Origin of the sequence: Streptomyces sp. NPDC048337 (assembly GCF_043201175.1) — a bacterium.
GTDB lineage: Bacteria > Actinomycetota > Actinomycetes > Streptomycetales > Streptomycetaceae > Streptomyces.
The window spans coordinates 23,956-44,238 of sequence record NZ_JBICYR010000010.1; the positions used below are offsets into that span (position 1 = coordinate 23,956).

16 protein-coding genes are annotated in these 20,283 nt (G+C 72.2%); 9 read left to right on the forward strand and 7 right to left on the reverse strand.

Annotation, left to right across the window (positions count from 1 at the left end; all coding sequences use genetic code 11):
* Nucleotides 1-178 precede the first annotated feature (178 nt).
* From ACGFYU_RS18235 to argF, 5 genes are all read left to right on the forward strand, one after another.
* Nucleotides 179-1,669 (forward strand): 3' terminal RNA ribose 2'-O-methyltransferase Hen1, encoded by a 1,491-nt coding sequence (locus ACGFYU_RS18235; protein ID WP_393828299.1) that lies wholly within the window; start codon nt 179-181, stop codon nt 1,667-1,669.
* Complete coding sequence (locus tag ACGFYU_RS18240) at nt 1,666-4,260, forward strand: polynucleotide kinase-phosphatase (protein WP_393828300.1); 2,595 nt, start codon at nt 1,666-1,668, stop codon at nt 4,258-4,260. Before ACGFYU_RS18235 ends, ACGFYU_RS18240 begins: the two co-directional genes overlap by 4 nt.
* Nucleotides 4,261-4,451: 191 nt before the next feature.
* Nucleotides 4,452-4,958, forward strand: a complete 507-nt coding sequence (locus tag ACGFYU_RS18245; protein WP_393828301.1) for a hypothetical protein — start codon at nt 4,452-4,454, stop codon at nt 4,956-4,958.
* Between the two features lie 46 nt (nt 4,959-5,004).
* Complete coding sequence (locus ACGFYU_RS18250; RefSeq protein WP_393828302.1) at nt 5,005-6,234, forward strand: arginine deiminase; 1,230 nt, start codon at nt 5,005-5,007, stop codon at nt 6,232-6,234.
* Between the two features lie 174 nt (nt 6,235-6,408).
* Nucleotides 6,409-7,419 (forward strand): ornithine carbamoyltransferase, encoded by a 1,011-nt coding sequence (argF, locus tag ACGFYU_RS18255; protein WP_393828303.1) that lies wholly within the window; start codon nt 6,409-6,411, stop codon nt 7,417-7,419.
* 24 nt (nt 7,420-7,443) lie between these two features.
* Here the strand turns inward: argF and ACGFYU_RS18260 are convergent, their stop codons facing one another.
* Nucleotides 7,444-7,863 carry an ATP-binding protein gene (locus ACGFYU_RS18260; RefSeq protein WP_393828304.1) on the reverse strand — a complete coding sequence of 140 codons (420 nt, stop codon included), beginning with the start codon at nt 7,861-7,863 and terminating at the stop codon, nt 7,444-7,446.
* Nucleotides 7,864-8,095: 232 nt separating this feature from the next.
* Here ACGFYU_RS18260 and ACGFYU_RS18265 point away from each other — a divergent pair, with 232 nt between their 5' ends.
* Both ACGFYU_RS18265 and ACGFYU_RS18270 read left to right on the forward strand, forming a co-directional pair.
* A complete protein-coding gene (locus ACGFYU_RS18265; protein WP_393828305.1) occupies nt 8,096-8,923 on the forward strand; it encodes an enoyl-CoA hydratase family protein in 828 nt (275 codons plus the stop codon).
* A gap of 4 nt (nt 8,924-8,927) precedes the next feature.
* Nucleotides 8,928-11,177, forward strand: coding sequence for a bifunctional salicylyl-CoA 5-hydroxylase/oxidoreductase (locus ACGFYU_RS18270; protein WP_393828306.1), 2,250 nt, complete (start codon nt 8,928-8,930; stop codon nt 11,175-11,177).
* Nucleotides 11,178-11,182: 5 nt separating this feature from the next.
* Here ACGFYU_RS18270 and ACGFYU_RS18275 read toward each other — a convergent pair whose 3' ends face one another.
* The 3 genes from ACGFYU_RS18275 to ACGFYU_RS18285 all read right to left on the reverse strand — a co-directional run bounded on the left by ACGFYU_RS18275 (nt 11,183) and on the right by ACGFYU_RS18285 (nt 14,511).
* Entirely contained in the window at nt 11,183-12,022 is an 840-nt protein-coding gene (locus ACGFYU_RS18275) for a GNAT family N-acetyltransferase (RefSeq protein ID WP_393828307.1), read from the reverse strand.
* A 61-nt stretch (nt 12,023-12,083) separates the two neighbouring features.
* Nucleotides 12,084-12,884 carry a PaaX family transcriptional regulator C-terminal domain-containing protein gene (locus ACGFYU_RS18280; RefSeq protein ID WP_393828308.1) on the reverse strand — a complete coding sequence of 267 codons (801 nt, stop codon included), beginning with the start codon at nt 12,882-12,884 and terminating at the stop codon, nt 12,084-12,086.
* A gap of 4 nt (nt 12,885-12,888) precedes the next feature.
* On the reverse strand, nt 12,889-14,511 hold the full coding sequence (locus tag ACGFYU_RS18285) for an AMP-binding protein (RefSeq protein WP_393828309.1): 1,623 nt from the start codon (nt 14,509-14,511) through the stop codon (nt 12,889-12,891).
* A gap of 123 nt (nt 14,512-14,634) precedes the next feature.
* On the opposite strand from ACGFYU_RS18285, the gene ACGFYU_RS18290 reads away from it, so the two are divergent.
* Together ACGFYU_RS18290 and ACGFYU_RS18295 are read left to right on the forward strand one after the other, a co-directional pair.
* On the forward strand, nt 14,635-15,786 hold the full coding sequence (locus tag ACGFYU_RS18290) for an acyl-CoA dehydrogenase family protein (RefSeq protein ID WP_393828310.1): 1,152 nt from the start codon (nt 14,635-14,637) through the stop codon (nt 15,784-15,786).
* Entirely contained in the window at nt 15,783-16,205 is a 423-nt protein-coding gene (locus ACGFYU_RS18295) for a RidA family protein (RefSeq protein WP_393828311.1), read from the forward strand. The genes ACGFYU_RS18290 and ACGFYU_RS18295 overlap by 4 nt, the downstream gene beginning before the upstream one ends.
* Before the next feature lie 118 nt (nt 16,206-16,323).
* Here the strand turns inward: ACGFYU_RS18295 and ACGFYU_RS18300 are convergent, their stop codons facing one another.
* The 3 genes from ACGFYU_RS18300 to ACGFYU_RS18310 form a co-directional block, all read right to left on the reverse strand.
* Nucleotides 16,324-18,765, reverse strand: a complete 2,442-nt coding sequence (locus ACGFYU_RS18300) for a ricin-type beta-trefoil lectin domain protein (RefSeq protein WP_393828312.1) — start codon at nt 18,763-18,765, stop codon at nt 16,324-16,326.
* Nucleotides 18,766-19,225: 460 nt separating this feature from the next.
* Nucleotides 19,226-19,432, reverse strand: coding sequence for a 4-oxalocrotonate tautomerase family protein (locus ACGFYU_RS18305; RefSeq protein ID WP_393828313.1), 207 nt, complete (start codon nt 19,430-19,432; stop codon nt 19,226-19,228).
* 47 nt (nt 19,433-19,479) lie between these two features.
* On the reverse strand, nt 19,480-20,232 hold the full coding sequence (locus tag ACGFYU_RS18310; protein WP_393828314.1) for an SDR family NAD(P)-dependent oxidoreductase: 753 nt from the start codon (nt 20,230-20,232) through the stop codon (nt 19,480-19,482).
* Nucleotides 20,233-20,283 lie beyond the last annotated feature (51 nt).

Below are 20,283 nucleotides of genomic sequence, written 5' to 3' on the forward strand. Positions count from 1 at the left end.
CAGAGCGCAGAGGGAGAACAGTGGTGTTCGAGCCAGAGCAGAGTGTCAAAAGGTGACGGCTCTTGTGCGGGAAATGTGAAGATCAGTTCCGTGTCCGTTCGGACGGCGTTCGGTGGTCCGTGACGGCGCGCGTAAAACGCGTTGGCCCCGTGACCAGCCTCAACACATACTCGGGCGTGTGTTCCTGACGATCTCCACCACCGGTTCCCCTGAACGACCCGCGACCGATCTGGGCTTTCTGCTGCACAAGCATCCCGGGAAGGCGCAGGCGTTCTCCACCTCCCACGGCACCGCGCACGTGTTCTACCCCGAGGCCACGGCCGAGCGGTGCACGGCCGCGCTGCTGCTGGAGGTGGATCCCGTCGCGCTCGTGCGGCGCGGGCAGGGCAAGGGGCGGGGCGGGGCGCCCGATGCCGCGCTCGAGCAGTACGTCAACGACCGGCCGTACGCCGCCTCCTCACTGCTCGCCGTCGCGCTCAGCGGGGTGTTCCGCACCGCCCTGAAGGGGCAGTGCGCCCTGCGCCCGGAGCTCCCGGAACAGGCGCGGCCGCTGCGCGTGGAGATCCCCGTGCTGCCCGCGCGCGGCGGGGCGGAGCTGGTGCACCGGCTGTTCGACCCGCTCGGCTGGGACCTCGTACGGGCCGAACCCGTGCCTCTCGATCCGCAGTTCCCCGAGTGGGGGGATTCGCGGTACGTACGGCTCGTCCTGGAGGGCCGGCTGCCGCTCGCCGACGCCCTGCGCCAGCTGTACGTCCTGCTGCCCGTGCTCGACGACGCCAAGCACTACTGGATCGCCCCCGACGAGGTCGACAAGCTGCTGCGCGCCGGAGAGGGATGGCTCGCCGCCCACCCGGAGAACGGCCTGATCAGCTCCCGCTACCTGGCCCGCCACAAGCGGCTGACCCAGGACGCCCTGGCGCGGCTGGAACTCGTCCGCCTCGCCGAGGCCGACGGCAGCGAGGTCGAGGAGATCGACAACGCCGTCGACGAGAACCGTGATACCGAGGAGCGGCCCGTGCCGCTCGCGGTGCAGCGGCGCGAGGCGATCCTCGCCGCGCTGCGCACGGCCGGAGCCGCCCGCGTCCTCGACCTCGGCTGCGGGCAGGGCCAGCTGGTGCAGGCGCTGCTGGGGGACCCCGCGTACACCGAGATCGTCGGCATGGACGTGTCCGTGCGGGCGCTGAACCTCGCGGCCAAGCGGCTGCGGCTGGAGCGGCTGGGGGAGCGCCAGAGCGCGCGCGTCCGGCTGATCCAGGGCTCGCTCGCCTACACCGACAAGCGGCTCGCCGGCTATGACGCGGCCGTCCTCAGCGAGGTCATCGAGCACCTGGACCCGGAGCGGCTGCCCGCGCTGGAGTACGCGGTGTTCGGCTCGGCCCGCCCCCGCACGGTCCTCGTCACCACCCCGAACGTCGAGTACAACGTCCGCTGGGAGACCCTGCCCGCCGGGCACGTCCGGCACGGCGACCACCGCTTCGAGTGGACCCGCGAGGAGTTCCGCGCCTGGGCCGGGCAGGTGGCCGCCCGCCACGGGTACGAGGTCGCCTTCGTGCCCGTCGGAGACGACGACCCCGAGGTCGGCCCGCCGACCCAGATGGCCGTGTTCACCCAGACCGACGCCACCACTACCGACACCACCGACACCCCGAAGGAGGGCGAGGCAGCATGACCAGCAGCACCGAGAGCCACCGCGTACTTCCCGTGACCGACCTCTCCCTCGTCGTCCTGATCGGGGCCACCGGATCGGGCAAGTCCACTTTCGCCCGCAAGCACTTCAAGGCCACCGAGGTCATCTCCTCCGACTACTGCCGCGGCCTGGTCTCCGACGACGAGAACGACCAGAGCGCCAGCAAGGACGCCTTCGACGTCCTGCACTACATCGCGGGCAAGCGCCTCGCCGCCGGCCGGCGCACCGTCGTCGACGCCACCAGCGTCCAGGCCGACGCCCGCCGGCAGCTGGTGCAGCTCGCCCGCGCGCACGACGTCCTGCCCATCGCCATCGTCCTCGACATGCCCGAACAGGTCTGTGCCGAGCGCAACGCGGCCCGCCCCGACCGGGCCGGCCTGCCGCGCGCCGTCATCCAGCGCCACCGCCGCGACCTGCGGCGCTCGCTGCGCGGCCTGGAGCGCGAGGGCTTCCGCAAGGTGCACGTACTGCGCTCCGTCGAGGAGGCGGAGAGCGCCGAAGTCGTGCTGGAGAAGCGCTACAACGACCTCACGCACCTCACCGGACCCTTCGACATCGTCGGTGACATCCACGGCTGTTCCTCCGAGCTGGAGACCCTGCTCGGAAAGCTCGGCTACGAGGACGGAGTCCACCCCGAGGGACGCACCGCCGTCTTCGTCGGCGACCTCGTCGACCGCGGCCCCGACAGCCCCGGCGTGCTGCGCCGCGTCATGGGCATGGTGAAGTCCGGCAACGCCCTGTGCGTGCCCGGGAACCACGAGAACAAGCTCGGCCGTTACCTGAAGGGCTCCAAGGTCCAGCAGACCCACGGCCTCGCCGAGACCATCGAGCAGCTCGGCCACGAGCCGGAGGAGTTCGTCGAGGAGGTGCGGGAGTTCATCCGCGGCCTCGTCAGCCACTACGTCCTCGACGGCGGCAAGCTGGTGGTCTGCCACGCCGGCCTGCCCGAGAAGTACCACGGCCGGACCTCCGGCCGGGTGCGTTCGCACGCCCTGTACGGGGACACCACCGGCGAGACCGACGAGTTCGGCCTGCCCGTGCGCTACCCGTGGGCCGAGGACTACCGCGGCAAGGCGGTGGTGGTCTACGGGCACACCCCGGTCCCGAACACCTCGTGGATCAACAACACCATCTGCCTCGACACCGGTGCCGTCTTCGGCGGGAAGATGACCGCCCTGCGCTGGCCCGAGCGCGAACTGGTCGACGTACCGGCCGAGAAGGTCTGGTACGAGCCGGCCAAGCCGCTGGCCGCCGAGGCGCCGGGAGGCGCTGCATTCGATTTGTCACGGGGCGGCCGCCCGCTGGACCTGGCCGACGTCCAAGGGCGCCGGATCGTGGAGACCCGCCACCTGGGCAACGTCAACGTGCGCGAGGAGAACGCGGCCGCCGCGCTGGAGGTCATGAGCCGCTTCGCCGTGGACCCGCGGCTGGTCCCGTACCTGCCGCCGACCATGGCGCCCACGGCCACTTCCCGGGAGGGCGCCCGCGGCGGAGCCGCTGATGAGGGCTTTCTGGAGCACCCGGCGGAGGCCTTCGCGCAGTACCGCAAGGACGGCATCGCCCAGGTCGTGTGCGAGGAGAAGCACATGGGCTCCCGCGCCACCGTCCTGGTCTGCAAGGACGCCGACGCGGCCCGTGAGCGCTTCGGTGTGGACGGCCCGACCGGTTCGGTCTACACCCGCACCGGGCGGCCGTTCTTCAAGGATCCCGAGGTCACCGAGGAGGTCCTGGCCCGGCTCCGCGCGGCGGTCGCCGACGCCGGTCTCTGGGACGAGCTGGACACGGACTGGCTGCTGATCGACGGCGAACTCCTGCCCTGGTCCCTGAAGTCGGGCGGCCTGCTGCGCAATCAGTACGCAGCCGTGGGCGCGGCCTCCGGCGCCGTCTTCCCCGACGCCATCGCCGCCCTGGAGGCGGCCGCCGGCCGGGGTGTCGACACCGGCGACCTGCTGGAGCGCCAGCGCGGCCGGGCCGCCGACGCGGTGGCCTTCACCGAGGCCTACCGGCGCTACTGCTGGACCACCGACGGGCTGGACGGCGTACGGTTCGCGCCGTTCCAGCTGCTGGCGGCGGCCGGGCGGTCGCTGGCGGCCGTACCCCACGACGAGCAGCTGTTCTGGCTGGACCGGCTGGTCGCCGCGGACGAGGCGGCGGGCACCGGACTGCTCCGCAGTACCGGCCGGATCCTGGTGGACACCGCCGACGAGGACTCCGTACGGGCGGGCACCGACTGGTGGCTGGAGCTGACGGCCGCCGGCGGCGAGGGCATGGTCGTCAAGCCGCTCCAGGCCTACGCCCGGGACGGCAACGGCCGCCTGGTCCAGCCGGGGGTCAAGGTGCGCGGACGCGAGTACCTGCGGATCATCTACGGTCCCGAGTACACCCGCCCCGACCACCTGGAGAGGCTGCGCGAGCGGTCCCTCGGGCACAAGCGCTCCCTGGCCCTGCGCGAGTACGCGCTCGGGCTGGAGGCGCTGGACCGGCTGGCAGCCGGGGAGCCGCTGTGGCGGGTCCACGAGGCCGTCTTCGCGGTGCTCGCCCTGGAGTCGGAGCCGGTCGACCCCCGGCTCTGAACCGTCGGGCACCTCGGGTCCCTCGGGCACCGGGTAAAGCGCCGGGTAAAGCGAAGGCCCCCGTACGGCCGCTAATTAGGTCGTATGGGGGAACTTTCGGGGAGAACTCCGGGAAACCCACCGGCGGGATCGTTCATCCAGGGGCAGCGGAATGTCCGCGACCCTGGAAGGACGGAACGTCACCTATGAAGATGACCGCGCGCGGAAGCATTGCGGCGCTCATGACCTGTATGGCCGCGGCCGGCGCGGCCACCCCGGCCGTGGCCGACTCGGTGCCGGTGGGTGTCCCGCTGGACGCCGTGAAGACCACACTGGGCGTGGACACCCCGCGCCTGGCCACCGGGGTGCCGGTGCCGATCGTCGGAGCGCCCGAGGCGCCCCGCTTCCACAAGGGGGAGATGCTCCCCACCCCACTGCTCCCGGTGCTCCCGATCGGCACCGAGCTCGGCAAGACCCTCGTCACCTCCCCGGTGCCGAACCTGCTCGGCGCGCCGGAGACCGACGGCGAGGGCTCCCTGGAGGCTCCGGCCACCGACCTGCTGGCCCGCACTCCGGGCCTGGTCGTCGGCGGCCTGCTGACGATGCCGGACGCCTCGAACTCCGGGGTGCCGAACCTGAAGGCGCCCGAGCTGGGTCTGATCGCACCGGAGCTGACCGGGGCACCGGAGGCACTGGTCGGCCTCGCTCTGCCCCGCTGAGCAGACACCAGGTCAAAAGGCCGCCCGGTCTGCGAACGTGTACGGCATGGGATTCCATGTCGATTCCGAGACCGGGCGGCTTCGCCGCGTCATCCTCCACCGGCCCGACCTGGAGCTGAAGCGGCTCACACCGAGCAACAAGGACGCGCTCCTCTTCGACGACGTGCTGTGGGTGCGCCGGGCCCGCCAGGAGCACGACGGCTTCGCGGACGTGCTGCGCGACCGGGGCGTGGCGGTCCACCTCTTCGGCGACCTGCTGCGCGAGGCCCTCGACATCCCGGAGGCGAGACATCTCGTCCTGGACCGGGTGTTCGACGAGAAGGCGTACGGGCCGCTCGCCACCGACCACCTGCGGGCCGCCTTCGACGGGCTGGGCTCGGCCGCGCTGGCCGAGGCGCTGGTCGGCGGGATGACCAAGCGCGAGTTCCTGGAGCGGCACGCCGAACCGGTGTCGGTGCGCTTCCACGCCATGGAACTGGACGACTTCCTGCTGGGGCCGCTGCCCAACCACCTGTTCACCCGGGACACCTCCGCATGGATCTACGACGGGGTGTCCATCAACGCGATGCGCTGGCCGGCGCGGCAGCGCGAGACCGTCCACTTCGAGGCGATCTACCGGCACCACCCGCTCTTCACCTCCTCCGGGGCCTTCCACTACTGGTCGCAGGGGCAGGCGGACTACCCGTCGACGATCGAGGGCGGGGACGTGCTCGTCATCGGCAACGGCGCGGTGCTCATCGGGATGAGCGAACGGACCACCCCGCAGGCGGTGGAGATGCTGGCGCGGGGCCTGTTCGCGGCCGGGTCGGCGACGAGCATCGTGGCGCTGGACATGCCGAAGCGGCGGGCCTTCATGCACCTGGACACGGTGATGACGATGGTGGACGGAGATACGTTCACTCAGTACGCGGGCCTGGGCATGCTGCGCTCCTACACGATCGAGCCGGGCGACGGGGCGAGCGAGCTGAAGGTGACGGACCACCCGCCGGAGCACATGCACCGGGCCATCGCGGCGGCGCTCGGACTGGACTCGATCCGGGTGCTGACGGCCACGCAGGACGTGCACTCGGCGGAGCGCGAGCAGTGGGACGACGGGTGCAACGTGCTGGCCGTGGAGCCGGGGGTGGTGGTCGCTTACGAGCGGAACGTGACCACCAACACCCACCTGCGGAAGGAGGGCATCGAGGTCATCGAGATCCCGGGCAGCGAGCTGGGCCGGGGCCGGGGCGGACCGCGGTGCATGAGCTGCCCGGTGGAGCGCGACGCGGTGTCCTAGGCCGGCCGGGTGCGGGGGAGCGGGCGCGGTGGGCGGTGCGGACCGGTGGGGCGGCGCGGTGCGGTGCGGTACCCGTGGTGGTCGCATGAGGCAGCGATCACTTTTCTGTATATCAATGCAGTGGATCGTATAGACTTCCAACATCCCCTGTCACCGTGACGCTGGAGCGACCCCATGGCCACCGACCTCGCAGGCCGCAGTTTCCTCAAGGAGCTCGACTTCACCGCCGCCGAGTTCCGCGGCCTGATCGAGCTCGCCGCCGAGCTCAAGGCGGCCAAGAAGGCCGGTACCGAGCAGCCCGCGCTCCGGGGCAGGAACATCGCGCTGATCTTCGAGAAGACCTCGACGCGCACCCGCTGCGCCTTCGAGGTCGCCGCCGCGGACCAGGGGGCCCGCACCACCTACCTCGACCCCTCCGGCTCGCAGATGGGTCACAAGGAGTCCGTGAAGGACACCGCCCGGGTGCTCGGCCGGATGTTCGACGGGATCGAGTACCGGGGCGACAGCCAGGACGCCGTCGAGGAGCTCGCCGCGTACGCCGGTGTGCCCGTCTTCAACGGCCTCACCGACGACTGGCACCCCACCCAGATGCTGGCCGACGTCCTCACCATGACCGAGCACTGCGCCAAGCCGCTGGAGCGGATCTCCTTCGCCTACCTCGGCGACGCCCGCTTCAACATGGGCAACTCCTACCTGGTGACCGGCGCGCTGCTGGGCATGGACGTGCGCATCGTCGCGCCGCGGGCCTACTGGCCCGCCGAGCCCGTCGTCGCGGCGGCGCGCGAGCTCGCCGCGCGGAGCGGGGCCCGGATCACCCTGACGGAGCAGATCGACGAGGGCGTGGCCCAGGCCGACTTCGTCATCACCGACATCTGGGTGTCCATGGGCGAGCCCAAGGAGGTCTGGGACGAGCGGATCGCGGTCCTGTCCCCGTACGCGGTGACCATGGACGTGCTGCGCGCCACCGGGAACCCGGACGTGAAGTTCATGCACTGCCTGCCGGCCTTCCACGACCTCGGCACCAAGGTGGCCCGGGAGATCCGCGAGCGGCACGGGCTGGAATCGCTGGAGGTGACGGACGAGGTGTTCGAGTCCGCGCACTCCGTCGTCTTCGACGAGGCCGAGAACCGTCTGCACACCATCAAGGCCGTGCTCGTCGCCACGCTCGCGAAGCCCGGCGCATAGTCATGCCGTAGAGCGGGCCGATGATCAGACCGCGGCGGGCCGCGCCGGCAGGGTGAACCACACCGCCTTGCCGTGCGCGGTCGGGCGGTGGCCGCAGGCGGAGCTCAGGGTGCGGATCAGCAGCAGGCCGCGGCCGTGCTCCTGCCAGGGGTCGGGATGGGTGTCGTCCGGTCGGGCCGCGAGATCGCCGGGCGGCCGCGGATCGCCGTCGTGCACCTCGACCTGGCAGCCGCTCTCCAGCAGCTCCACGACCAGTTCGATCGGCGCCCCGGAGCTGGTGTGCTCCACGGCGTTGGCGACCAGTTCGGCGGTGAGCAGCTCCGCCGTGTCGCTGTCGGCGGGCTCGTCGATGTCGGCCAGCGCGGTACGGACGAGGGCGCGGGCGATCGGTACGGCGGCCGCCGTGTGGGGCAGGGCGATCCGCCAGGCGGAGGCGTCGGGCATGGGCGTACCGTCCCTTCCGGGAGGCGAGGCGAGGCGAGGCAGGGGGTGGAGGGGGAGAGCTCCTGGTTTCAACCATACGAAGTCGAAATCCACCCCTGTAGGGCACCCCGACGCAGCCGCGAGGGACCACGGACGCCGCAGGTTCGGGACCTTCGGTGCGTCTGGCGTCGCGGGCCACCCGGATGTCGCGCTTCTGTGACGGCGGTCACGATCCAGTGATACCGTCGTGGATGTGAGCCCCTTCACCGGTTCCACAGAAGCGACAGAACGGTGGCAGCACCTCCGGGTGACCCGGCAGGACGGCGTGGCCACCGTCACCTTCGACCGCCCCGACAAGCTGAACGCGCTCACCTTCGGCGCCTACGCCGACCTGCGCGATCTGCTGGCCGAACTGTCCCGTGAGCGTTCCGTACGCGCCCTCGTGCTCGGCGGCGAGGGGCGCGGCTTCTGCTCCGGCGGGGACGTGGACGAGATCATCGGCGCCACCCTCGCCATGGACACCGCCCAACTCCTCGACTTCAACCGGATGACCGGCCAGGTCGTCCGCGCCATCCGCGAATGCCCCTTCCCGGTGATCGCCGCCGTGCACGGGGTGGCCGCCGGGGCCGGAGCCGTCCTCGCGCTCGCCGCCGACTTCCGCATCGCCGACCCCAGCGCCCGCTTCGCCTTCCTCTTCACCCGCGTCGGCCTCTCCGGCGGCGACATGGGCGCCGCCTATCTGCTGCCCCGCGTCGTCGGCCTCGGCCACGCCACCCGCCTGCTGATGCTCGGAGAGCCCGTACGGGCGCCCGAGGCCGAGCGGATCGGCCTGCTGTCCGAGCTCACCGAGGAGGGCAAGGCCCACGTACGGGCCGCGGAACTCGCCGCGCACCTGGCGGCCGGCCCCGCCCTCGCCTACGCGCAGACCAAGGCGCTGCTCACCGCCGAACTCGACATGCCGCTGGGCGCGTCCGTGGAGATGGACGCGGCCACCCAGGCCCTGCTGATGAACGGCGAGGACTACGCGGAGTTCCACGCGGCCTTCACCGGGAAGCGGCCGCCGCAGTGGAAGGGCAGGTGACCGGATGTCCGCGGACGCCCTGCGGGTCGCCGTCGTCGGCGGGGGACCGGGCGGGCTCTACGCCGCCGCGCTGCTGGCCCGCCAGGGCCACACCGTCGAGGTCTGGGAACGCGGCGCGCCGGACGACACCTTCGGCTTCGGGGTGGTGCTCTCCGACGAGACCCTCGGAGGCATCGAACGGGCCGACACCGTCGTCTACGCCGCCCTGAGCGCGGAGTTCGTGCGCTGGGACGACGTGGACATCGTCCACCGCGGCCGGATGCTGACCTCCGGCGGCCACGGCTTCGCCGCCCTCGGGCGGCGCCGGCTGCTGGAGATCCTCCACGAGCGCTGCGCCGGACTGGGCGTCCGGCTCCGCTTCCGGACCGGGCCGGTCGCCGCCGAAGCCCTCTCCGCCTCGTACGACCTGGTGGTCGCGGCGGACGGGGTGCACAGCGCGGCCCGCGAGGCCGGGGCCGCGCACTTCGGGCCGACGGTGACGAGCGGCCGCTGCAGGTACATCTGGCTCGCCGCGGACTTCGCCTTCGAGGCCTTCCGCTTCGAGATCGCGGAAACCGAGCACGGGGCGATGCAACTGCACGCCTACCCCTACGCGGCCGACGCCTCCACGGTGATCGTCGAGATGCGGGAGGAGGTGTGGCGGGCGGCGGGCCTCGACCTGTGCGACGAGACCGAGTCGGCGGCCCGCTGCGGCAAGATCTTCAGCGAGGCCCTGCGGGGCCGGCCGCTGCGCGGGAACCGCTCGGCGTGGACCGCCTTCCGCACCGTCGTCAACGCGCGCTGGTCGCACGGCAACGTGGTCCTGCTCGGCGACGCCGCGCACACCGCCCACTTCTCCATCGGCTCGGGCACCAAGCTCGCCGTGGAGGACGCCCTCGCGCTCACCGAAGCGGTGGCCGCGGAGGCGGACGTACCGGCGGCCCTCGCGGCGTACGAGGCGGCCCGGCGGCCCGCGGTCGCCAGCACGCAGCGGGCGGCGGCCGCCAGCATGCGCTGGTTCGAGGAGATCGCCGGCTACGTGGAACAGCCCGCCCGGCAGTTCGCCTTCAACCTGCTCACGCGCAGCCGGCGGGTCACCCACGACAACCTGCGGCTGCGCGACGAGCGGTTCACGCGCGCGGTGGAACGGGACTTCGGCTGCCCGGACGAGGCGACCCCGCCCATGTTCACCCCCTTCACGCTGCGGGGACTGACCCTGCGCAACCGGGTCGTCGTATCGCCGATGGACATGTACGCGGCCGAGGAGGGCGTCCCGGGGGACTTCCACCTCGTGCACCTGGGCGCCAGGGCCCTCGGCGGGGCGGGGCTGGTGATGACGGAGATGGTCTGCGTCAGCGCCGAGGGCCGGATCACCCCCGGCTGCACCGGGCTGTACAACCAGGAGCAGGCGGCGGCCTGGCGGCGGATCACCGACTTCGTCCACACCTCCGCGCCCGGGACCGCGCTCGGCGTCCAGCTCGGGCACTCGGGGCGCAAGGGCTCCACCCGCGTGATGTGGGAGGGGATGGACGATCCGCTGCCGCACGGCAACTGGCCGTTGGTGGCCGCCTCGGCGCTGCCCTACCGGCCGGGCGTCTCGGCGGTCCCGCGCGCCCTCGCCGAGGCGGACCTGCCGGCGCTCCGCTCCGAGTTCGCGGCGGCCGCCGTCCGCGCCGCCGACTGCGGGTTCGACCTGCTGGAACTGCACTGCGCCCACGGCTACCTGCTCTCCGGGTTCCTCTCCCCGCTGACCAACCGGCGCACCGACGCCTACGGCGGCCCCCTGGAGAACCGGCTGCGCTTCCCGCTGGAGGTCTTCGACGCGGTCCGCGCCGTCTGGCCCGCGGACCGCCCGATGACGGTCCGGCTCTCGGCCACCGACTGGGCGCCGGGCGGCACCTCACCCGAGGAGGCGGTGGAGATCGCGGCCGCGTTCGCCGCCCACGGCGCGGACGCCATCGACGTCTCGACCGGCCAGGTCGTCGCGGACGAGGTCCCGGAGTACGGGCGCTCGTACCAGACCCCCTACGCCGACCGGATCCGCAACGCGCTGGGGGTCCCCGTCATCGCGGTCGGCGCCCTCTCCTCCTGGGACGACGTCAACTCCCTGCTCCTGGCCGGCCGCGCCGACCTCTGCGCCGTCGGCCGCCCCCACCTGTACGACCCGCACTGGACCCTGCACGCGGCCGCCGACCAGTCCTACGAGGGCCCGGCCGCCCCGTGGCCCGCCCCCTACCGCGCGGGCAGCCGCAAGCCGCCCACGGGACGCGGCTGAGCCGTCTACGCCGGTACGACCTCGGCGCGGTCCTCGACCGGGGTGTAGCCCAGGCGCAGGTAGACGCCGTTGCTGGTGGGGTTGGCGAGGTCCGTGAAGAGGAGGACCTCCGAGGCGCCGGACGCGTACGCCGCTTCGCTCACCGCGTGCGTGACGCCGGCGGCGTAGCCGCGGCCGCGGAGCGCCGGCGGGGTGTAGACCGGGCCGACGCGGGCGGCCGAGCCGATCGGGCGGTTGAAGGAGGCCAGCGAGACCGGGGCGCCCTCGTGCTCCCAGAGCAGGATGCCGCCGTACGAGATGCGGTCGCGCAGGACCGCCTCGGAGGCGGAGCCAGGCACGTCGGCCTCGGCGTTGAAGGCGTCGATCCACTCGACCAGCAGCGGCAGGTCCGCCTCGGCGGCGAGCCGGGCCCCTCCGGCGGGCGCCGGGTCCGGGGGGAGCAGCCCGGCCAGCCGGTACAGGCGGATCTCCTCCGCGTACCGGGTGGGCCGCCCCCAGGCGTCGGCCAGCGCCTCCGCGTCCGCGCGGCGGGCGTTGATCCCGTGGAGCCCGGCGAGCAGCGGCTCGGTGGCGAGGGCGGCCCCGAGCTCCCGGACCGCCTCCTCCGGCACCGCGCTGAGGAGCAGCGGGAACGGCGGGGTGCACAACAGGCCCCCGGCAACGGTTCCGTCGGCTCCGGTCCACCAGCCGAAGAAGGGCGCGTCGGAGCCGTAGGCGGCGATCCCGCGCCGCTCCAGCGCGTCAGCCACGGTCAGCAGGGTCGTATTGGAAACGGGCTGCGCGGCCACGGCCGGTCCCGCCGCGGCCAGATAGGCCGTCAGGTCTGAAGTGAAGGTCCAGGTCATGGCCCATCGTGGCGCGGCCCGGGACCTCCGCCCACCCGCTTTTTGGCCATGACCGGGGCGTTCACGGTTGCGCGAACTGTCCGCCCAAGTCCCGCAGCCGGGCGTGCAGTTCGGCGAATACGGCCGCCGCGCGGTCGCCCGGCCAGTCCGCCGGGAGCAGGCCGCGCGGCAGGCCCGGGTCGGCGTACGGGAGGCGGCGCCAGCTGTCCAGGGCGAGCAGATAGCCGCGGTACGCCTCCTCCGGGGTCGGGTCCGGGCCCGACTGGAGGGCGCGCAGGGCCGGTTCGTGCAGGTCGAGGAACTCCTCGTGCTGCTTGGCCAGGGAGGTCAGGTCCCACCAGCGGGCCACGGCCTCCGCCGTCGGCGCGAAGCCGAGGTGGGCGCCCCGGAACAGCTCCACGTACGGGGTCAGGTGCAGGCGCTCCAGCGTGTGCCCCGTCTCCTCCGCCAGCCCGGCCGGCGCGATCCACACGCCCGGCGCCACCGCGCCGAAGCCGAGCCGGGTCAGCCGGGAGCGCAGCAGGTGCCGCTTGTGCCGCTCCTGCTCGGGGACGGAGAACACCGCCACCAGCCACTCGTCGGAGGGCGGCGGGCCGCCGTAGATCCGCCGGTCGCCGTCGTCCAGCAGCTGCCGCGCCTCCTCGGAGAGCTCGTACGCCGCCGAGCCGTCCGCCGCGCGCCCGGGCAGCAGGAAGCCGCGCCGCTTCAGCCGGGACACCGACGAGCGGACCGACGGGGCGTCCACGCCGGCCGCGCCCAGCAGGCGGATCAGCGCCGACACCGGGACCGGGCCCTCGAAGGCCCGCCCGTAGGCTCCGTAGAACGTGACGATCAGGGATCGCGGGGTGTGCTGCTCGACCACGGGTTCACTCTAGATCGCGCAGCCGGAAGCGTTGCAGCTTGCCCGTCGCGGTCCGGGGCAGGGCCGGCACGAAGACGAAGGAGCGCGGGCACTTGTGCGGGGCCAGCTCGCTCCGCATGAAGGCGCGCAGGTCCTCCTCCGTGAGCACCACACCCTCACGCGTGACGGTGTACGCGACCACGATCTGTCCCCGTCGCTCGTCCGGGCGGCCCACCACCGCGGCCTCCACCACGTCCGGGTGGCGCAGCAGGGCTTCCTCCACCTCCGGGCCCGCGATGTTGTAGCCCGCCGAGATGATCATGTCGTCGGCGCGGGCGACGTAGCGGAAGTAGCCCTCCGGATCACGCACGTAGGTGTCGCCGGTCAGGTTCCAGCCGTCCCGTACGTACTCCCCCTGCCGCGGATCGGCCAGGTAGCGGCAGCCCACCGGGCCGCGCACCGCCAGCAGCCCCGGCTCGTTGTCCGCGACCGGCCGGCCGGAGCCGTCCACCACCCGGGCCTGCCAGCCCGGAACCACCCGTCCGGTCGTACCCGGCCGGATGTCCTCGTCGGCGGCGGAGATGAAGATGTGCAGCAGCTCCGTGGCCCCGATGCCGTTGATGATCCGCAGGCCGGTGCGCTCGTACCAGGCCTGCCAGGTCGCGGCGGGCAGGTTCTCCCCGGCCGAGACGCAGCGGCGCAGCGCGGAGAGGTCGTACACGCCCACGTCGTACGGGCCCAGCGCGTCGAGCATCGCCCGGTAGGCGGTGGGCGCCGTGAACAGCACCGTCACCCGGTGCCGGGCGAGGGCGGGCAGCAGGTGCCGCGGCGTCGCCTCCTCCAGCAGCAGCGCGGACGCGCCCGCCCGCAGCGGGAAGACGACCAGCCCGCCCAGACCGAAGGTGAAACCGAGCGGCGGACTGCCCGCGAAGACGTCGTCCGGGCGGGGACGCAGGACCGTACGGGAGAAGGTGTCGGCCACCGAGAGGAGGTCGCGGTGGAAGTGCATGCAGCCCTTGGGGCGCCCGGTGGTGCCGGAGGTGAAGGCGATCAGGGCGACGTCGTCCGCGGAGGTTTCCACGGCCGGGTAGGGCACCCCGTCGTGCCGCTCGGCCAGCCGCAGCAGATCGTCCGGGTCCTCGCCCCCGTACGCGGTGATCCGCAGCCCCGGGACCTCGGCCTTGACCAGGTCGTCCAGCGCCCCGGTGTGGCACAGGGCGTGCCCCACCCGGGCCATCGCGCAGACCGTTGCCAGCTCCTGCGCCCGTTGCTGGGGCAGGACGGTCACCGCCACCGCGCCCGCCTTCATCACCGCGAGCCAGCACGCGGCGAGCCAGGGGCCGGTCGGTCCGCGCAGGAGCACCCGGTTGCCGGGGACCACACCGAGATCGACAGTGAGCACGTGGGCGAGGCGGTCCACGCGCCGGCGCAGCCCGCCGTACGTCCACATCTCGCCGGCGGCGCCGCGGAAGGCCGGGCGCTCGGGCCCGAACCGTTCGATGGTGGCGTCCAGCAGCTCGGCCCCGCAGTTCAGGCGATCGGGATAGGCCAGTTCGGGCAGCTCGAAGAGGAGTTCCGGCCAGCTGTCGGCGGGCGGCAGATGGTCGCGGGCGAAGGTGTCGGCGTGAGCGGATGGCTTGAGTTCCAAGGCGGGTTCGCCCCCTTGCAACGGTCCGGGGTATGGGTTGGAGCCGGCCGTGCCATTACGCTGACGAGCGTATCGTGATGGTGACGGCAGTCAACAGGACGCGATAGAAGCGGGGACATTCGGATGACCGGATTCGCGCTCGGGGCGGACCAGGAGGCGTGGTGCGGGCAGTTGCGCGCACTGGCGGCCGACCGGCTGAGGCCGCTGGCCGAGAAGGGGGAGCCGGGGCGGGTCAACCGGCCCCTGCTGGCGGAGCTGGGTGAGCTGGGCCTGCTGGAGCGGGTGTTCGCGTCGGGCGCGCTGGACCTGTGCCTGCTGCGCGAATCCCTCGCCTACGGCTGTACGGAGGCCGAGACCGCCCTCGCCCTCCAGGGACTCGGGGCCCACCCGGTCCTGCGGGCGGGCAGCGGGGCCCAGCGGGAACGCTGGCTGCCGGCGGTGCGCGCCGGGCGGGCGGTGGCGGGCTTCGCGCTGAGCGAGCCGGGGGCGGGCTCGGACGCGGGGGCGCTGGCGCTGGCGGCCGTACCGGAGCCCGGCGGGCGGGGCGGGTGGCGGCTCAGCGGGGAGAAGTGCTGGATTTCCAACGCCCCGCAGGCGGATTTCTACACCGTGTTCGCCCGAACGGGTGAGGGCCCGGGGGCGAAGGGGGTGTCCGCCTTCCTGGTCCCGGCGGACCGCCCCGGCCTCTCCGGAGAACCACTCGACATGCTGTCCCCGCACCCCATCGGCTCCCTCACCTTCGACGGCGTCCCGGTCACCGGCAAGGACCTCCTCGGCGAGCCGGGGAGGGGCTTCCGGGTCGCAATGGACACCCTGAACCTCTTCCGGCCGAGCGTCGGCGCGTTCGCGGTGGGGATGGCCCGGGCCGCGCTCGACGCCACGCTCGCCCACACGGCCGACCGGGCCGCCTTCGGCGGGACGCTGAGCGACCTCCAGGCGGTGGCGCACCGGGTGGCCGAGATGGCCACCCGCACGGAGGCGGCCCGGCTGCTGGTCTACGCGGCGGCCGGGGCCTACGACCGGGACCCCGCCTCCCCGGAGGTCCCACGCCGCGCGGCGATGGCGAAACTGCTGGCCACGGAGACGGCCCAGTACGTGGTGGACCACGCGGTCCAACTGCACGGGGCCGTGGCCCTCCGGCGGGGCCACCTCCTGGAACACCTCTACCGGGAGGTGCGGGCACCGCGGATCTACGAGGGGGCGAGCGAGGTGCAACGCGGCATCATCGCGAAGAGCCTGTACGGGCCCCTGCGTGCAACGGCGGCGACCCCATGACGACCCCCGACGACGACACGACCGCAATCCGGCGGATCAACCCCCCGACCCTCTCACCCCCGACGGGCTTCTCCCACGCGGTGGCGGCGACGGGCACCCGGCTGCTCTTCCTGGCGGGCCAGACCGCCCTGGACGGCGCGGGCAAGGTGGTCGGGGACACCCTGCCGGAACAGTTCGAGGTGGCCCTGACCAACCTCCTGACGGCCCTGGCCGCATCGGGCGGCACCCCGGCGGACCTGGCGCGGGTGACGGTGTACGCGGTGGACGTGGCGGCCTACCGGGAACACGCCCCCGAACTGGGCCGCATCTGGCACCGCCTGGCGGGCCGCGACTACCCGGCGATGGCGGTCATCGGCGTGGTCCGCCTCTGGGACGACCAGGCCCTCCTCGAACTGGACGGCACCGCGGTCCTCCCGTAGAAGACAACGGAAAATCTCGGGTTCCTCTGCTGCATGGCCGGGGGTAGTAGCCGAAGCGCCGCTGCCCCGTCCCCTCCGGGGTTTCCGGGGAGACGGGGCAGCGCTCATCGGTCAGCTGTCAGCCGTTGGCCCCCAGGGGTGAGGCGAGGCCGGAGGCGAGCCAGCGTTGTGCGTTGGAGTTGTTGCAGTCTCGCAGTTCGAGCTGAGTGCCGTTGTCGAGGCGGGCGTTCGGGAGGTCGAGGCAGCGGCCGGATATCGGGTTGTAGAAACCGCTGGTGGCGGTGGGGAGCCATTGCTGGGCTCCGTAGCCGTTGCAGGTCCAGAGCTGGATCCGGGTGCCGTTCGCCGTGCCGTTGGCCATGGCGTCCACGCACTTGCCCAGGATGCGGAGTTCGCCGCCCTCGTGGATCTCGAATTGCTGGGAAATGCCGCCGTTGTTGTTGCAGTCCCAGATGTGGATGGGGTTTCCGTCCGCGGTGCTGCTGGCACTGTCATCGGCGCACTTGCCGCTGTTCACCGCCGAGACCAGATCGGTGCGGGTCGCGGAGGGGACGGTGGAGTGGTTGTAGACGGCGATGTTGCTGATCCGGCCGTTGAGATAGGAGGCCGGCTTGCTCTGGTCCTTGAAGCGGCCCAGGACCAGGGGACCGGTGGCGTTCCATGCGTTGGCCTTGGGGTGGTGGCCGGTGCCGGCCAGGGTGCCGTTGACGTACAGGGCGATCATGCCCGTCCGGTCGTCATAGGTGGCCGTGAGCTGGGTCCACACGCCGACCTGGACCTTCGCGGCGTCGTTCATGGTGATGGTCTGGTCGTAGTCCCAGGTGTCGGTGTCCTTCTTGGACATCCCGAACCGCCAGGTGCCGTCCTGGTCGTGCCAGAGCATGAATCCGCTGGTGTGCTGTCCGTCCTGGCTGAGGACGACGGAGCGCTCCTTGGACTTCACCCAGGTGGAGACGGTGAAGCTGCGGGTGGTGTCGACTCCGGGGCCGGCAGCGGTGACCGTGCCGGTCTTGCCGTCGAGTTCGACGACCTTGGTGGCGGTGCCGGCGACGGTGTCGTCCACCCTGGCGGCGCCGGTGGCGCTGAGTGCCCCGTTGTTTCGGCCGCGCAGGTCGAACGCGGTGGTTCCGTCGGGCTCGTTGAGTTTCCAGGAGCTGGTGGAGATGCGGGCGTCGCCCATGGTGTGTCCGGCGGCGAAGCCGGTGACCATGCCGGCTGTGGCCCAGCCGTTCCAGGTGCGGAGCCGGTGGAGGCTGTCCAGGGCCCAGAGGTCGGGGATGCCGTCGGCGTTGGTGTCGCCGGAGGAGCCGATGACGGGGTGGGTGGCTGCCGTGACGCCCGAGCCGATCCTGGTGCGCTTGGTGTGGTCGCCGAGGGCTGCGGGGTTTCCGGCGACGTTGGCGTACTGGTAGACGTCGCCGGTCGTGTTGTCGCGGGCCCACAGGTCGGGGAGGCCGTCACCGGTGGCGTCGCCGGGGGCGATGAGGGTGAGGTTGTCCCAGCCGGTGGGGCTGAGGACGAGCACGACCGGATCGCGCAGCCCGCCGGTCGCGCCGGTGCCCTGGAAGAGCACCAGTGAGCTGTTCTTGCCGTCGTTCTCCACGGTCAGCAGGTCATTGCGAGGGGTGACGCCGCCTGCTTCCGGGAGTGCGTCGCCCACGGCGAGGATTTGCTTGACCCGGGTCCAGTTCTCGGCGTACTCGGTGCCGCAGGGCTGGCCGGTGGTGGCGACGGTGCAGTCGTCCACGTAAGGCCGCTGGACTGTCAGGGCCTTGGAGGCGTGGTAGTAGAGGCCGCCGTTCGCTTCGAGGCCGCCCTGGTTGAGGGAGTTGCGGTAGAGGGTGAGCTGTCCGTCTCGGTAGGTCCACAGGTCGTCGATGCGGATGCCGTTGCCGCCGCGGTGGGTGGTGAGGGTGCCGTTGCCCCAGCCCTTGCCGCCGGGGCTGTTGGCCACGTTGGAGGCGATCACGCCGGCGGACGCCGGGTCGGTGGCGGTCGGGTAGACGACGAGGTCGCCGTTGTCCGCGGGCGCGATGAGGTCGACGCGTTCGTCGCCCGTGATGTCGCCGAGGGTGGTCTTGGCGTTCGGGTTGTCCGGAACGTAGAAGGCGTAGGTCTGCTGCTGCGAGCGGTTGCCCGCACGGTCCACGGCCTGGACGCGCAGGATGTTGGTGCCCCAGGTCGTGGGGGTGAGCGGGATGGCCGCGCTGCCGTCGGCGGCCGGGTCGACGCGGTTGGCGCCGCCCACCGGGATCGTGGAGTTGAAGGCCCACTCGTAGTACAGGACACCGCTGAGGGGGTCGCTCGCCTTCACGTTGAAAGTGCCGCTCTGGCCGATGTACTTGGTGGAGCCGGGCAGGGTCCCGGACGGCGGGTACTCGGCGGAGGTGACGACCGGGACGGACGGCGGCTGTGTGTCCATGGTGAACGTGCATCCGGTCACGGAGTTCACCGACATCATGTCGCCGTCACCGCCGCGCACGCGCCAGGAGTAGGTGTGGCCGTCCACCAGACCCGTGGGAGTCCGCCGGTGTTTGATGAATGGGGTTCTGGTGATCACAGCCGCTTCCACTGAGTCAGTCAGCTGTCTACACGCTGCCTGGCAGGGGGTCGCGGGCGCAGCTGCCCTGTCTGTTGCATTCAATCTTCGCGACTGCGCCTATCGGATCTATCAGTACTCTATGGACCGCAGCCCCGTTACTCCTGGGGCGGGTTTCGGTCCGACGGTGATCCGTTTGGCTGCGGCCTTGGTGGGTGGTGTTCTAGGCATTTCGTGCATAAGTAATCTGCTTGGCTGAGGGGTCGCAGATTCAAGCGCCACCTGGATCCGTCCCGGCGGGGAGCTTGCCTTTAGCTCCGTTGCATCCTGTGCGTAGCCATCGTCGGAGTCGGACCGGACGGGTGGACCGTGCGCGGCGACGGGGTGGGGGCCAGGCCCCGCGCAGCGGCGAGCGGCCCCGCGGGGGGCGGCTCGGGCCGGGCCCCCGCGGAGGTACGGCCCGAGCGGCGTGGCTGCGGTGTTAGCTCCGTGCCCGGCGGCGGTATTCGTTTGTCGGGACGCCGGCTACGCCCCAGTCTTCCAGGGCTACCTCGTCGATGAGGACGAAGGTGGTTGCCGGGTCCTTGTCGAGGACCTTGACCAGCAGGTCGGTGACACCCGCGATGATCTCGGCCTTCTGGGCGGCGGTGGCGCCTTCGCGGGTGATCTTGACGTTGACGTACGGCATGGCGGATTTCCTTTCGGAGTGGGGTGGTTGGGGGTGTGTGCGGGTGGTCAGCGGCGGCCGGTTACGTGGCCGCCGTCCACGCGGAGGGCGTGTCCGGTGACGAAGTCGGCGCCGGCCAGGTACAGGACCGCCTCCGAGACCTCGGAGACCTCGCCGACCCGGTTCAGCAGGTGGATCCCGCCGAAGGAGTCCACGTCGGAGTCCGCGTGCAGCGGGGTGCGGATGACGCCGGGGGCGACGAGGTTCACACGGATGCCGTCCGCCGCGAGTTCGGCGGCCAGGCTCGTCGTCAGGGCGTGCACGCCCGCCTTGCTGACCACCGGCGCGGAGGCCGGGTAGCCCGCGATCGCGTGGTCCACCAGGACGGTGCCGATGTTGATGACGCTCCCGCCGCCGCCCTGGGCGCGCAGTGCCCGTACGAAGGCCTGGGTGGTGAGGTAGGTGCCCTTCAGATTGCCCGTCAGGTAGCCGTCGAGCTCCTCCGCGGTGACCTCGGTGAACGGCTTGGGGGCGAAGGTGCCCGCGTTGTTGACGAGGACGTCGACGCGGCCGAAGCGGTCGAGCGCGGTACGGACGAGCGCCTCGCCGGTCCGCGGATCGGCGATGCCGCCCGCGACCCAGGCGGTCCGCTCGGGGTGGCCCAGGCCGGCGGCGGCCTTGGCCAGGCGGTCGGCGTCCCGGCCGCCCAGGACGACGTTGGCGCCGCTCGCCAGGAAGGCGCGGGCGATGTCGAGGCCGATGCCGCTGGAGGAGCCGGTGACGAGCGCCGTGGTGGGGGTGGGGGTACTGGTGTCGGTCATGGGGTGGGTGCCTTTCCGGGCCGTTCTTGATGGTTCGTCGTGCTGACACCG